This is a genomic window from Serratia sp. BW106, assembly GCF_002607755.1.
Lineage (GTDB): Bacteria > Pseudomonadota > Gammaproteobacteria > Enterobacterales > Enterobacteriaceae > Serratia > Serratia proteamaculans.
In genome coordinates this window covers 277269-290801 of record NZ_MCGS01000003.1, presented here as the reverse complement: position 1 = coordinate 290801, position 13533 = coordinate 277269, and the positions used below count along the sequence as shown (strand labels likewise).

The 13533-nt window shown below is 48.5% G+C and carries 15 protein-coding genes; 10 read left to right on the top strand and 5 right to left on the bottom strand.

All coding sequences use genetic code 11. From position 1 onward, the window contains the following. Positions 1–187: 187 nt before the first annotated feature. On the top strand, positions 188–694 hold the full coding sequence (locus tag BEI65_RS02930; protein ID WP_099062052.1) for a helix-turn-helix domain-containing protein: 507 nt from the start codon (positions 188–190) through the stop codon (positions 692–694). A gap of 130 nt (positions 695–824) precedes the next feature. Here BEI65_RS02930 and BEI65_RS02925 read toward each other — a convergent pair whose 3' ends face one another. Next, positions 825–1586: a winged helix-turn-helix domain-containing protein gene (locus BEI65_RS02925; protein WP_099062089.1), complete on the bottom strand. Its 762-nt coding sequence runs from the start codon at positions 1584–1586 to the stop codon at positions 825–827. A gap of 394 nt (positions 1587–1980) precedes the next feature. Here BEI65_RS02925 and BEI65_RS02920 point away from each other — a divergent pair, with 394 nt between their 5' ends. The 9 genes from BEI65_RS02920 (at position 1981) to BEI65_RS02880 (ending at position 10118) form a co-directional block, all read left to right on the top strand. Next, complete coding sequence (locus tag BEI65_RS02920; protein ID WP_099062051.1) at positions 1981–2529, top strand: fimbrial protein; 549 nt, start codon at positions 1981–1983, stop codon at positions 2527–2529. Between the two features lie 309 nt (positions 2530–2838). After that, positions 2839–5370 carry an outer membrane usher protein gene (locus tag BEI65_RS02915; RefSeq protein WP_099062050.1) on the top strand — a complete coding sequence of 844 codons (2532 nt, stop codon included), beginning with the start codon at positions 2839–2841 and terminating at the stop codon, positions 5368–5370. A gap of 39 nt (positions 5371–5409) precedes the next feature. Next, positions 5410–6162, top strand: coding sequence for a fimbria/pilus periplasmic chaperone (locus tag BEI65_RS02910; RefSeq protein WP_099062049.1), 753 nt, complete (start codon positions 5410–5412; stop codon positions 6160–6162). A gap of 37 nt (positions 6163–6199) precedes the next feature. Then, the gene (locus BEI65_RS02905; RefSeq protein WP_099062048.1) at positions 6200–6862 is read left to right on the top strand and encodes a fimbrial protein; all 663 of its coding nucleotides are present in this window, start codon (positions 6200–6202) and stop codon (positions 6860–6862) included. 12 nt (positions 6863–6874) lie between these two features. Beyond that, the gene (locus BEI65_RS02900; RefSeq protein WP_232518965.1) at positions 6875–7396 is read left to right on the top strand and encodes a fimbrial protein; all 522 of its coding nucleotides are present in this window, start codon (positions 6875–6877) and stop codon (positions 7394–7396) included. A 19-nt stretch (positions 7397–7415) separates the two neighbouring features. Then, positions 7416–7895: a fimbrial protein gene (locus BEI65_RS02895; protein WP_099062047.1), complete on the top strand. Its 480-nt coding sequence runs from the start codon at positions 7416–7418 to the stop codon at positions 7893–7895. Between the two features lie 9 nt (positions 7896–7904). Further along, positions 7905–8279, top strand: coding sequence for a fimbrial protein (locus BEI65_RS02890; RefSeq protein ID WP_099062046.1), 375 nt, complete (start codon positions 7905–7907; stop codon positions 8277–8279). A gap of 63 nt (positions 8280–8342) precedes the next feature. Beyond that, positions 8343–9371: a fimbrial protein gene (locus BEI65_RS02885; RefSeq protein ID WP_099062045.1), complete on the top strand. Its 1029-nt coding sequence runs from the start codon at positions 8343–8345 to the stop codon at positions 9369–9371. A 51-nt stretch (positions 9372–9422) separates the two neighbouring features. After that, positions 9423–10118, top strand: coding sequence for a LuxR C-terminal-related transcriptional regulator (locus tag BEI65_RS02880; RefSeq protein WP_099062044.1), 696 nt, complete (start codon positions 9423–9425; stop codon positions 10116–10118). Positions 10119–10267: 149 nt separating this feature from the next. Here the strand turns inward: BEI65_RS02880 and BEI65_RS02875 are convergent, their stop codons facing one another. From BEI65_RS02875 to BEI65_RS02860, 4 genes are all read right to left on the bottom strand, one after another. Beyond that, positions 10268–10657, bottom strand: coding sequence for a DUF4440 domain-containing protein (locus BEI65_RS02875; RefSeq protein ID WP_099062043.1), 390 nt, complete (start codon positions 10655–10657; stop codon positions 10268–10270). Between the two features lie 85 nt (positions 10658–10742). After that, entirely contained in the window at positions 10743–11078 is a 336-nt protein-coding gene (locus BEI65_RS02870; protein WP_099062042.1) for a cupin domain-containing protein, read from the bottom strand. A 90-nt stretch (positions 11079–11168) separates the two neighbouring features. Further along, positions 11169–12605, bottom strand: a complete 1437-nt coding sequence (locus tag BEI65_RS02865; RefSeq protein ID WP_099062041.1) for an efflux RND transporter periplasmic adaptor subunit — start codon at positions 12603–12605, stop codon at positions 11169–11171. Between the two features lie 79 nt (positions 12606–12684). Further along, complete coding sequence (locus BEI65_RS02860) at positions 12685–13287, bottom strand: TetR/AcrR family transcriptional regulator (protein WP_232518964.1); 603 nt, start codon at positions 13285–13287, stop codon at positions 12685–12687. Positions 13288–13533 lie beyond the last annotated feature (246 nt).

Sequence of the window (13533 nt, the reverse complement as noted above, 5' to 3'; positions counted from 1 at the left end):
ACCAACGCCAATTTAATAAATGAAAATCATTCATATTTACAGGACGGATAATGATTATTATCCTAACTATTTTTAGACATGAGATGATTTTTTGATGTAGCATAAGATTCATCATACATATCAATTTGTTATTAAAAAGTTAACTTATTTTTATTTGTCGATTTAAATTTGGTAAAAGAGTCAGTGAATGAAGTTTTTAATTAATGAGAAAATACTATTTAACGAAGATAAATCTACGATAGAAGCACTTGAAGATAGTATCAAACCCGTCATGTTAACCGGTACCTTATGTCGGCTTTTGTCACTTTTAGTGAGAAATCATAATAATTTGTTGGCAAGGGATTTTATTTTATCTAACGTCTGGGATGAGTATGGGAAAACCTCGTCACACAGCAATCTAAATAATTATATTTCGGTAATAAGGAAATTATTTAAAGAATTTGGTGAAATTGACATCATAGTCACCGTTCCGAAACAAGGGTTTATATTTTCCGCGTTTACAATTAGCATTGTTGATGGACGTGCAGATATAATCAATAAAAATAATACTTCGTTCTGCCCCCATGATTGTGAGTGTGGATTTAGAACTTTATTTTTTGCTTCGTGTTTTATGCATTTTATTTCCATTGTTATCTTTGTAATGGTTATATATATTAATATAAAAGAATCTAAAGGATTTATTGGTTTGACATAATCCAGATTTTCTGAATATGATAAAAACCCAATACCAATAGATTGCGTTACAATGCGCATTATTATTTGGGTTTCTTATCCTGAAATCAATCGGTAAATTGCGAGTTTTAATCATACATGATGATTGTTCACTATTGGTTGTTCATATCGATAACCTCACAGGGGGAAGATATATCCAGAGGGCAGTATGTGAACATTGACATATCTGCCTCTCTTCCTTTCCCACTAATGTTAAAGTAGTAGTAAACATTTGCTTTATCATCACAAGTGAAATATTTTTTTATTACATCTCTAATTTCTTTTGATTTTGAACCACCACTTCCTTTCGTATATATATTGCAGTTTTTATAGCTCCCCAGTTTTATAAGAGGGGACTGTGTATATTTAAATGTAAAAAAGCATAGCGTTGATAGTGAAATGGCAACGATGTGAAATGATGTAATTTTCTTTAACTTTAAAAAACGAAAATAATTAGTTACTTTATTTGTAAAAATGGCAGTATCGCTCCTCCTATCATAGGATGGCTTAGTGGCAGGATTCACTGCCATAAATTCAGTACCAATAGGCTGCCTGACTATACTGCTCGCACTGAATTTAAACCCTTTCCTTGGGTAGGTGATAATCATGTCAATTTCATTAAAACTTGCCAGTGTCTTCCGCAACCCTGAAATATAATTATTCAAATTACTGTCGGTTGCTTTCAGCCCAAAATCCCCCCAGACTTCATCAAGTAGCTGTTTACGATAAATCAAATTTTCGTTGTTTCGCACAAATATAGATAGCAGTCTGCATGCAGGTTTAGCCAACAGCACAGAGTTGCTTGCATCATTAGTGTCTTGCAACGTTCCTTCGTGCTCATTGTATTTTATCCTTTTATTCAAGATGAATAGCATTGCTATGAGTCCTATCATTTGGGCTGGAGCCCGATTCTGCTATTGCCAGTTCTATTTTTCAAGCCTACCTCTGATATAGAACCTTTTTTATATCAAAATTTGTCACTATGTGGTGGATATTAAATAAGTAAAAAAGCACGATATTATCTATTTCGATATAACCACAATGACAACTGGTGCAATGTTATACATTGGCGGATTTATGTGGCATAAAATGTCGTAATTTTATATAAATCGATATAATGTTTCAAATTAATATTTCGCGAGGTATCTTGTTGGGGCTGGCTAACCACTGGCAAAAATAAAAAGGTAGATGACCATAGACTTGGAGTCTTTGGCCTTGGCGTTAACTAGAACGTCCTCGTATAAAGTAAAGGAATGTAAGGTAACTTATATGAAACTGAATAAAATCATGTTCGCAGTAGCACTGGCTTTTGGCGTGATTTCTGTCGCTAACGCAGCAATAATCAATCAAGGCAATGGCACCGTGACCTTTAAAGGCGCGATTGTCGATTCCCCTTGCTCTATTACTCCAGAAAGTTCAGATCAGACCGTTAATTTAGGTCAGGTATCTAACATTGCTTTACAAGGTGGTGGTCAGTCCACGCCAAAAAACTTCCAAATCAAGTTGGAAAACTGTGAGCTAACCACAGAAGGAGCAGGTAGTAATCATACCGTGGCCATAACTTTTACCGGGGCCTCTTCGGTTGCAGACAGTAAACTCTTGGGCATTACTGGCACAGCTAAAGGCGCTGGTATTGCTATTACCGACGGTTCAGGAAAGCTGATCGAATTGGGTAAAGCGGCTGATGCACAACGTCTGGGTAACGGTAATAACACTCTGAGTTTTGCTGCCTACCTGCAGGGCAGTCGGGAGGCTGGGGCGGTGGTGACTCCGGGTGAGTTCCAGTCCGTGGCCGACTTTACCCTGGCCTATCAGTAAGTCTGCCAGTAGTTAGAATTCAGCATGCGGGGCTATCCGCATGCTTTTCACCGATGGGAATTTGTGCGAATAGGGGATATTCAATGAATGAGATCCCCGAAAGACCAATGGTTCGCTGCATATTGACCCTGTTGTTATCTGGCAACGGTGTTCTTGCTGGCCAGTAGATGCAGGGGGAGCACGTCAATATACAATGAGCCATTATTAAATGGCGATGGGCAGGGGAATATAGCTGTGCTTGGGAAATAGTTACCAAGTTTGATTATTACTTACACGGATAGGAAATATTAAATAACAGGGCTGAAGGCTATGGTTTTTTCTCCTGGTGGGACGCTGTTCCGTATTCGGTTGTTAAGAGTCTGTATTTTTCTGGCTATGGGTTATAACGTATCTTTGGTTTCTGCCAATGAAAGCATTCAGTTTAATACCGATGTGCTGGATGTAAACGATCGAAAAAATATCGATCTTAGTCAGTTTTCTCAGGCCGGCTATATGATGCCGGGTGTTTATAGCCTGACGGTACATATTAACAATAATGAGTTGCCCGATCAGAATATTCAGTTCTATCCGCCGGATGATAATCCCAAAGGCAGTCAGGCCTGTCTTTCTCCGAGTTTAGTGAGTCAACTCGGGTTGAAAGAACAAAAGCTGAAAACTCTGACCTGGTGGCATCAAGATCAATGTTTGGAAATAAATAGCCTAAAAGGCATGGAGGCACGCGGTGATCTGGCCACTGTAGCGCTTTATTTAAATATTCCGCAGGCCTACCTGGAGTATACCGCCCCGGATTGGGACCCGCCGTCGCGTTGGGATGAGGGCATTTTAGGCCTGCTGTTTGACTACAGCTTCAATGGTCAGACGCAGCATCAACAGCACGAGGGTTCGCAAAACTACAGTTTGAGCGGTAACGGTACCACTGGCGCCAACTTCGGTGCCTGGCGACTACGTGCCGATTGGCAGGCCCAGTTCAACCGACAAAGCCGTGGGCAGGGCATGGAGCAACGACTGGACTGGAGCCGTTACTACCTTTATCGCGCCATCCCTGGGCTGGGTTCGCGGTTGACACTAGGGGAGGATTACCTCAATTCAGGCATGTTCGACAGCTTTCGTTTCAGCGGTGTCAGCCTGGTCTCGGATGACAATATGCTGCCGCCCAATCTGCGTGGCTATGCTCCAGAAGTGGTCGGTGTAGCCAAGACGAATGCCAAGGTGACCGTCAGCCAGCAGGGACGGGTGATCTACGAAACCCAGGTGGCAGTCGGCCCGTTTCGCATTCAGGACATCAGCGAGGCGGTATCCGGTGAACTGGATGTACGTATAGAAGAACAGGATGGCAGCGTGCAGGCGTTCAAGATGAATACCGCCAGTATCCCGTATCTGACCCGGCCTGGTTCTGTACGTTACAAATTTGCCGCAGGAAAACCATCGGACTGGCAGCAACATACCAACGGTCCGCTCTTCGGTACCGGTGAGTTTTCCTGGGGAGTGAGTAACGGCTGGTCTCTGTACGGCGGTGGACTGTATGGCGGTGACTACAATGCTCTGTCGTTGGGTGTTGGACGCGACCTGCTGGTACTGGGCGCGGTGTCATTTGACGCCACTCAATCTCGGGCACGGATACCCCAGCGGTCCGGAACGCTTAGCGGCGGTTCGTATCGTCTGAGCTACTCGAAGAGCTTTGATGAGATGGACAGTCAGGTGACCTTTGCAGGCTACCGTTTCTCGGAACAAGACTTTATGAGCATGAGTGAATACCTGGATGCGCGCTACCAGGGGCGGCGAGTGGGCAATAACAAAGAAATGTACACCATTACCTTTAACCAGCAGTTCCGTGATGCCGGACTAAGCCTGTATCTGAACTACGACCACCAGACCTATTGGGATCGGCCGATGAATGATCGTTATAACCTGACGTTATCGCGCTACTTCGACATCGGGCGGTTTACAAACCTGAGCCTGTCGCTGTCAGGCTACCGCAACGCATACAACGGCACCAACGATGACGGTATGTATCTGTCGCTGTCGATGCCCTGGGGCAAGGGCGCCAGTCTTAGCTATAGCACCGCGGTAAACAAGCGCGAGACCAGTCATCGTGTGGGGTATTACGACCGAATTGACGAGCATAGCAGCTACCAGTTGAACGCCGGTAGCTCCCGCGGCGGCGTCAACCTGAACGGTTATTACAACTTCGATGGCGATATGGCTCAGGTGAGCGCCAATGCCAGCTACCAGGAAGGCAGCTACAGCGCACTGGGTTTTTCTGCTCAAGGTGGTGCGACGCTGACACCGCAGGGCGGCGCGCTGCACCGTATCAGCATGCCGGGTGGAACGCGTTTGCTGCTGGACACCAGTGGTGTCGCTGGGGTGCCGGTGCGAGGTTACGGTAATACCAGCAATACCAATAGGTTCGGCAAGGCAGTGGTGGCGGATGTGAGCAGCTACTACCGCAATAAAGCCAGCATTGATCTGAACAAGCTTGGTGACAATGCCGAAGCTACCAAGTCAGTGGTGCAGGCTACGCTGACCGAAGGGGCTATCGGTTATCGGCGATTTGACGTAATTGCCGGGGAAAAGGCCATGGCAGTGATAACCCTGGCAGACGGTAGCACGCCCCCATTTGGCGCCACAGTGATGAACGCCAGTAAAAAAGACACCGGGATTGTGAACGATGGTGGCAGCGTCTATCTGAGCGGGATCCAGCCGGGTGAGCTTATGACCGTGCACTGGGCCGGCTCGGCACAATGCAATATCAGTCTGCCGCAGAAGTTGCCTGACGGCACGGTCAGTAACCTGTTATTGCCATGCAGTCCGTTAAGGGCTGATGAGTTAAACGTACGCTAGGCGTATTGCCCCTTACTTGAATGAGCAACAGTGAGTTTGATGAAAATGAAGCAGCAATACCTGATGACCTCCGCCTTGATTGGCACATTGCTGGCCTCGCAGGCTCAGGCAGCAATAGCACTGGACCGCACCCGCGTGATTTTTGACGGCGGTCAAAACTCAGTCAGTCTGAATATCAGCAATCAGAACAAGCAATTGCCATATCTCGCTCAGGCCTGGCTGGAAGACGAGCAGGGCAACAAAATCCAGAATCCGTTGGTGGTGTTGCCGCCGGTACAGCGGGTGGAGGCCGGCAAGCCGAGCCAGGTGAAAATCCAGGCGCTGCCGGCGGCCAAGCTGCTGTCGCAGGATCGCGAAACACTTTACTACTTTAACCTGCGGGAAATCCCGCCGAAGAGCGACAAGCCGAACACGTTGCAGATCGCCTTGCAAACGCGCATCAAGCTGTTCTATCGCCCGGCGGCCATTACCCCAACCCTGGCAGAGATAACCACACCGTGGCAGGAGAAACTGACGCTGAACAAACAGGGTGATAGTTATCAGGTGAATAACCCGACGCCGTATTACATCACTCTGGTAGATGCGGGCAGCAAGAAAAATGCGGCAGGGCTGAAGGAGTTTGAGCCATTGATGGTACCACCTAAAGGCAATGCGCCGTTGAAGGTTCGCGCTGCAGCGTTAGGGGCTAGTCCGGTTTTGACCTACATCAACGACTACGGTGGTCGGCCTCAGCTGATTTTTGATTGCAGCGGCGCCACCTGCAAGGTGATACCGGACAGCAACCGGTCATAACGTCGCAGCTCAGGATCGGTGAACAGGAGAAAAGGCAGTGCAACGGATAAGCAAAAAATGGAGTGGACGTCTGTCGGGCTACCGAGACCGGCAATATTACGCAACCTTGGGTGGGTTGGTTCTGATGGTACCGCTGACCTTGGGTACCTTGTTGGTGCTGTTGCCAAATGTTCATGGCCAGTCGAAAGGCATCGGGTTTACCGAAGGGGCGAACGGGACATTGAAGATCCGTGGTGCACTGATCGAAAGCGCCTGCCGTCTGGAGATGAGCAGTGCACGGCAGGACATCCAACTGGGTGAAACGGGGACTGGCAGGTTACGGAAAATCGGTGACCGGGGCACACCGGTGGCGTTTCAACTTCGGTTGCAAGATTGCCTGCGCAGCTCTGTGGGTAGCCGGGATAGCCGAACGACCAGTTTGAGTTGGGCTGCACAGCAGCCTGCGGTGACGGTGAGCTTCAGCGCCCCGGCAGATGCTGACAACCCACAAAGGATAAAGGTGCAGGGTGCCTCCGGAGTGGCGCTTCGGATCACCGATTTACTGGGGCAGGATGTTAGGCTAGGCAGTCGGGGGCGGCCGCTGTTGCTGACGCCGGGGCAAAATATGCTGACCTATAACGTGGCTCTGGAACGCACCCGTGCTCCATTGATAGCGAGTGCCTATTCGGCTGAGGTGGATTTTCGGCTGAGTTATGATTGATAAGGAGTGGGTGTGCGCAAACTAAAGCAGACAGAAAGCCAATCTGTACGGTGGCGGAAGACACTGGTTTTCGGGCTGATACTGCCAGTAACGCTGTTCAGTGACGACAGCCATGCCGCTACCACCCTTAATATTACGGGTACCCTCATTACCTCTCCGTCCTGCGTGATTAATGGTAACAAAGTGATTGAGGTTAACTTTGGTAACAACCTGGTCACGACGCGGGTCGACGGCAGCCATTATATGAAAACACTGGATTACCAACTGACCTGCAGAAATATCACAACCAACGCTTTACAGATGCAGTTTCGAGGCGTCGCCACCGGGTTCAATCCTAACGCATTACAGACCGGACAGGCCGACCTGGGGATTGCACTGAGCGTTAACGGTCAGCCACTGGCGATTAACAGCTGGTTGAAATTCACCTATCCGAACAAGCCATTACTGCAGGCAGTACCGGTTAAAAGACCCGATGGGGTTCTGAAACCTGGTGATTTTCGTGCCGCTGCCACCTTGATAGTGGCTTACCAATGAACGGGAAAAGGGAGAGAAAATGAAATCGCGACACTATATCTCTCTGGTGCTGTTGTTGGGGGGCATACCAATGCAGGTTGCAGGCAATACTCTTTTTTACGGAACACTCAATGAACCGCCCGCGTGCACCATCAATAATGGCGGGCAAATTGATGTGGATTTTGGCGCACGTGTCGGGGTGAACAAAGTGGATGGGCAGAATTATATACAGACGGTGAACTACCGTATTAGCTGTGAGCCGGGTGTCAGCGGCGTGACTCTGGGGTTGAAAGTGATCGGCAGCGCTACCGGGTTTGATGGTGCTGCAGTGCAGACCAACTTAACCGATCTCGGGATTCGTCTGTTGCAAAACAGTCAGGCATTTACGCTCAACAAACGCATGAATATCGATGCGGCTAACCCGCCGATATTGCAGGCGGTACCGGTAAAAAAACCGGGGGCGGAATTGAAGGCCGGCAGCTTTGTAGTCACTGCGACGTTGTTAGCGGATTACCAATAGGGGTGTGTTATGCACATAACCAGAATATTGGCTGCTTTGTTGACGGGTACGCTCATTTTACCAACCAGCGCGGCGGATAACATGAAGCTGTACGGCGCCTTGGTTGAAGAGCCTTGCACTATCAAGCCGGGCGATGAAAATATCCATTTGGATTTCGGAACACTGGTGGATAAATATTTGTACACACACCAGCGTACTCAGAGTAAAGCGTTTCAGTTGCAGTTACTGGATTGCGATACCCATCTGGGGAAAACGGTGAGGATAAGTCTCAGTGGAACGGAAAGTTTGATGTTGCCAGGTCTGCTGGCGCTGGATGGCGGTAGTCAGGAACTAAAACAGGGCATTTTTACTGCGATTGCAACTTTTGTTCTCAGATATGATTGAAGCCATATTGTAATTTTACAGGCGAAATATGTCCAAATGCTTTTTTAAAGGTGATGAATTAATATGTTCCAGCAAGTTACTGGCTTTGTTTTATTTATTTCTTTGGTTTTTTTATTAAATATACCTACACGTGCTAACCCGGTTGACGCTTGCTGGACATCGCCTACCAAGGAGATTCTGGTAGATTTTGGAGTGGCTAATTTCACAAATAACAAAGCCGGCGCAACAGCAAATTTAACCTATAGCTCCACACCGTCATCATTCGGAGCTTATTGTAACAGGAATGATAATTCAACGATTCATGCTATGTCTCACTACGTCGACTATGGGCCAGGAATAGCCCAATCAACCATTAATGCAAGTTGGTACAGACTCAGTAATGATGTGGACATTAGAATACGACCTAGTAAAAGCAGTCTTTTTCTTCCAATAGTCGACACTGATAATTTACTTGGTTACGTTACACCTCCTAATATTTGTAATAAATGCTGGGTTGAAGGATTTTCGGTTGCCGGGTCTGGGGTCGTTGAAGTTAAATTAAGAAGGGATATCATTGGTGGGGCTATAATTGTCCCTGCTAATTTTGAGTTATTTTCCGCATATAGAGTACTGACTAAAACGCCGCGCCCACCAAAACCCAGTGCTCCAATAATGAAATTAGTCACTGCATCTTCTGGAATCGTTATACCCGTACCTACAGTGTGCGAAATAAATAACGGAAATGCCATTAATGTTGCCTTTGGTAACGTGGTGAAGGACACAATTGGAACCAATCCATCATTAGTTTCTCAGGGAATTAATGTAGGTATTTCTATTAGTTGCAATACCAACTTGACACAGGACTCAGTGATCCGTCTGATAGCCACTAGCACGATATTCTCCGATGGACTCATGGCTACCAGCAACACTAACCTTGGTATCGCTATGCAGTACAACGACCACCTGGTCAAGCCATTTGGCGCTTTCCCGATTCGTCTGATTAACGGCAGTGGCCTGGAACAGATCACCCTATACCCAGTCAAAAATGCTGTGCAGGAGCCGAAGGAGGGCGCATTTACGGCCAGTGCGACACTGGTTATTGAAGCATTGTAATTATATTGACCGGTTTTGCCCTTTATTACATAAAAATATTTGAGGTTGAATATGAGTAGGGTTATTTCATTAGCCTTTTTTGATGAGGACCTTTTTTTTATTGATGGTTTGAACCGAGCCATTTTTCTTCATTTTGAGATGCAGGGATACCAAGTGGTTATTTTGCCGGCAGATTCCCCTGAGCAAGCAGATATGGTATTCCAATCCGTGAGAAAAGGGCTGCATGCCTGTTTTTGTTTAAACGATCAGTTGCCGCAGAAATTTTTTTCGCTTCGTAAGCAGAATGATGCCGGCTGGGTTAAGCAACCTCACTGCCAAAGTGAAGCTGGTGTGATATACCGTAACGAACCTCTGGATACGGTGATGCTGCGTATCCAGTCTGCCTTGGCAACAGATCGGCAACCCAGCGTTGCCAAGAATGGTTGTTATTGGTGTGAGAAAATATTTATCACTGCACGTGAAAAAGAAATAATGCGTTATCTCTCGATGGAGATGACGCCTGCAGCCATCGCTGATCGTTTAAACCTGAGTATCAAAACGGTCAGCAGTCATAAAGGAACTGTAATGCGAAAGCTGGGGTTCAGTAAAAGTATCGAGTTATACCGGTGGTTGCTGCGAGATGGACTAAAAAACGTAAGACTACATACAGAGAACATTAGCCATCATGGACCAAGGCAGTCCATACAGCGAAGAGCCGTTTTGGCTGAGAGCACACCAGTAAAGGCCAGGACCTCAGATTCTACGTAAACCCACCTAGGTGCGCATAATGTATATTATGTTAAATTACATTGGTGGTTACGCACCGGGCTGGCCATCCTGGCTATAACTCACCTCACCTTCAATCCTTACCGGTCTCGTCACCAAGACCTATCAGCGTTTGCTCAACATCGCTGGCTTCAATCATCAGTCGGCGTGCCCTGATGAAAACGCATCTGCCATCGACTGCCATTCTCTTCTGAGGTTAACAACCAGATCGACGATCGCAATGTACAACGAGCAACACCGCCATCGGCACTACGCTGATAACTTCGGTATGTCAGCAACACTATACCTTCGGCAATTGCAGCTAACTTAAACCCGTCAGCAAAAATTTCTGTCGGGTCACTTTCCATCTGCAAAGCTGCCAGAGTTTGCGGTTTGTCATAGCGTTGGCCAGAACGTCCAATTTCTTCAAACTCTTCATGCAGCAATTCACTGACTGCAGCTAAGTCACCGCGCGTTGCCGGCTGATGCAGTTTAACTTCCAGCGATTGGATCACCGCCAACAACTCTGTCGAATGAGTCAAAACGCCCTCCTTTTTTTGATCGCGCTACGTGAAATCTGAAAACAATTGGCAGTAATCACCCTGCATATTTCGTCAAAACGCACCATTAAATACCCCCGTAATGAACAGCCAACCACACAGTTGGCCCGTTGGGATCGGTCCATTCAACTCTATGGCGGCATTGTGCGGGAATATTCACAAAGTCACCGCTGTTTAACACCCGGATATCAGACTCATTATCAAACCTTAACCCCGCGGAACCCTGCAATACCATGATCCACTCACTTTGCGGCTGGCAATACCAGAAATCCGGCGGGCTCGATTGTCCGGTAGAAATGATACGTTCAATTTTCACATTAGGCTGTGATAGCAATGTTTCGAAGGTTTCAGCTTCTGCCTGAAGTGCGGCTTCAGGAAAGTGTTTGAATATATTCGTCATCATCTGAACTGACTCCATCGATGAGCTAACCTGGGGATTGTTCTTTCACGTTGAAGTCCTAACACTCAAAAATTTAGTGACAATGTCACTAAATCAGGGCTCCACAATTTGTACCACAACTTTCCCTTTCGCGTGTCCGTCTGCCAGATAAGCCAGTGCGTTTAGGCTGTCATCAAACGGAAATGTTCTGTCGATCACCGGTTTCAGTTTCCCGGCATCAATTAGTGTCGCTATTTGCGTCAGTTGGCTCCCATCAGGACGAACGAAAAAAAACGAATAATTAACCTGCCGATCGGCCGCACGAGAGATTATTTTTCTGCTAAGCAGCCAAAAAACAGCCTTCATCGCAATATTCATCCCTCTTTTACGGGCGAACGCAAGGTCCGGAGGTCCGATGAGCGACACGATCTCGCCATGAGGTTTAAGGATCTTAAGGGACTTTTCAAGGCTGTCGCCACGAACTGTGCCCAGAACCTCACCGTCGCGCAGCAAGTGCGCCCCCAAAGCCACGACCTGTTCGCCAGCCCTGAGATTGCCAGCAACTTGTACCATATCGTCGCTGATGCCCAGGACCTGCACCGCGCGCCAGGACACTGTTGCCGGTTTACCGGCGATAATCCATACGCCAGCCCCCTTGCCGGGGTCATACAATGCCGCGACCGGCACCTGTAGCCTTGACGCCGAACGATTACCGTTAGCGATATCGAGGGTGACGGTGGATCCTAAAGGGGCTCCAGCCAGCGAGCCTTCAAGCACATATCTGGCCTCGAATGTTCGCGTCGAAGGATCGGCCGCATCAGAAAGCAGTCGCAATGTGGAAGGCATTGCGTCACCACTGCGGCCATACAGACTGGCCATCGCCACACTGCCAATGGCCGGACGCAATGTTTCCGGCAGATGCACTATGGCCTCTCTTTGCCCTGCCCGCGCCAGCCGAACTACCGGCTGACCTGCACTGACAACCTGTCCGGGTTCAGCCAGGGTGGCCATCACCACGCCATCGGCGTCGGCGGGTAAAACGGCATATCCGGAAGCATTACGGGCCACATCAGCCTGAGCCTCTGCGGCGCTGAGTTGTGCCTTGGCGGTATCCGCTGCCGCCTTGATCTGATCGTAAGCCGAGGCTGAAACAGCACCGGTGGCGACCAGTCCACGGTAACGTGCTTCGTCGGCGGTCGCCTGTCGGGCCTGCGCGCGAGCTGCCGTCACGGCTTGTTGCTGGGCTCGCGCCTGCAGAGCCAAATCGACCGGATCAAGACGCATCAGTGGCTGACCACGTTTGACGGTCTGACCGGTGTCGACCAAGCGCTCAAGTATTTTGCCGGAGACCCGGAAGCCGAGGTCACTCTGGATGCGCGCGACCACGACGCCGGTGAAAGCGCGAGAAGTATCGATTGAATCTTCAACCGCTACCGCCCGCACTAAAGGCGGCTTAATTCGTGGGTCGTCGCCGGTCGATGTGTCACCACAGGCCACCAGGGCGAGAGGCAACAGACAAATGGCAATGGTGGCAGGTTTAAGCCGAGGCATGGGTTCCCTTACGTCATTAACAGGACAAGAACCGCATTCTCTAACTAGTGACCAATTGTGTCAATGGTCACTGATGGCGTTATGGCGACAGACTGCGCAATATCAATGCTGATAAAAGCACCGCAGCCTCACCGGCCGTTTCCAGGTTGTATTGCAGTTGTACCGGGTTGATATAGGGCCGCATCACCAGATAAATCGCACTGGCGGCTTCGTCCAGCGGGGTCTTGCGCTCAAACTCCCCGGACTCGCGGCCCTCACGGATAATTTGCTGAATGACCTGCTGCAAATGAACTTCATGCGCCTTCACTGAAGGCCACCGATCGCGTGCGGCAACAGCGGCGATGTCATACAGCTTGCGGTCATGGAAGAACAAGTCGCTGCCGGTTTCTGACAGCGCCTTGAACAGGCGTCTCAGCTTCTCTGAGGCGGTGGGTGCCTCTGCGATCGCCGAATCCACCAGCGCCATAATCATGGCCAGGCGATTGGCGCAGATCACCTCGCCAATCGCCTGCTTGGACTCAAAGAATTTGTAGATATAAGCCTTGGAAAAACCGATGGCCTTGGCCAGATCGGACACCGTGGTTTTTTCAAACCCATAATGTCCAAAATATTCTGTAGCCGCCTCTACCACCTGATCGCGAACGCTGTGATCAGAGGGGCCGCGTGTTTGGGGTGTCTTCATTTTTTTATTCATCGGTATAGCTTATCTCTGTGAGTTTTGATTCACAATGAGTGACCAATATATTAATGGGTCACAATCTATATTAAACGGCAAACGCCTCCCCCAGAGAAACAAGGAGAGCGACAGATGAATAGCAAGAGGTTATCTATCAGGCGGGTTGTTATACCTTGCAGCGCTAAAATCAGAACTCCCCGCTGAGTGACGGGGAATTCCACCAGATAAACCCATGCGGGGCCAAGCTGGCTA

Coding starts and splice junctions, on each gene's coding strand:
- BEI65_RS02885 (WP_099062045.1), top strand. CDS start 8,343: ATGTTCCAGCAAGTTACTGGCTTTGTTTTATTTATTTCTTTGGTTTTT.
- BEI65_RS02910 (WP_099062049.1), top strand. CDS start 5,410: ATGAAAATGAAGCAGCAATACCTGATGACCTCCGCCTTGATTGGCACA.
- BEI65_RS02925 (WP_099062089.1), bottom strand. CDS start 1,586: ATGCTATTCATCTTGAATAAAAGGATAAAATACAATGAGCACGAAGGA.
- BEI65_RS02860 (WP_232518964.1), bottom strand. CDS start 13,287: ATGAAGACACCCCAAACACGCGGCCCCTCTGATCACAGCGTTCGCGAT.
- BEI65_RS02915 (WP_099062050.1), top strand. CDS start 2,839: ATGGTTTTTTCTCCTGGTGGGACGCTGTTCCGTATTCGGTTGTTAAGA.
- BEI65_RS02930 (WP_099062052.1), top strand. CDS start 188: ATGAAGTTTTTAATTAATGAGAAAATACTATTTAACGAAGATAAATCT.
- BEI65_RS02865 (WP_099062041.1), bottom strand. CDS start 12,605: ATGCCTCGGCTTAAACCTGCCACCATTGCCATTTGTCTGTTGCCTCTC.
- BEI65_RS02870 (WP_099062042.1), bottom strand. CDS start 11,078: ATGATGACGAATATATTCAAACACTTTCCTGAAGCCGCACTTCAGGCA.
- BEI65_RS02920 (WP_099062051.1), top strand. CDS start 1,981: ATGAAACTGAATAAAATCATGTTCGCAGTAGCACTGGCTTTTGGCGTG.
- BEI65_RS02880 (WP_099062044.1), top strand. CDS start 9,423: ATGAGTAGGGTTATTTCATTAGCCTTTTTTGATGAGGACCTTTTTTTT.
- BEI65_RS02890 (WP_099062046.1), top strand. CDS start 7,905: ATGCACATAACCAGAATATTGGCTGCTTTGTTGACGGGTACGCTCATT.
- BEI65_RS02895 (WP_099062047.1), top strand. CDS start 7,416: ATGAAATCGCGACACTATATCTCTCTGGTGCTGTTGTTGGGGGGCATA.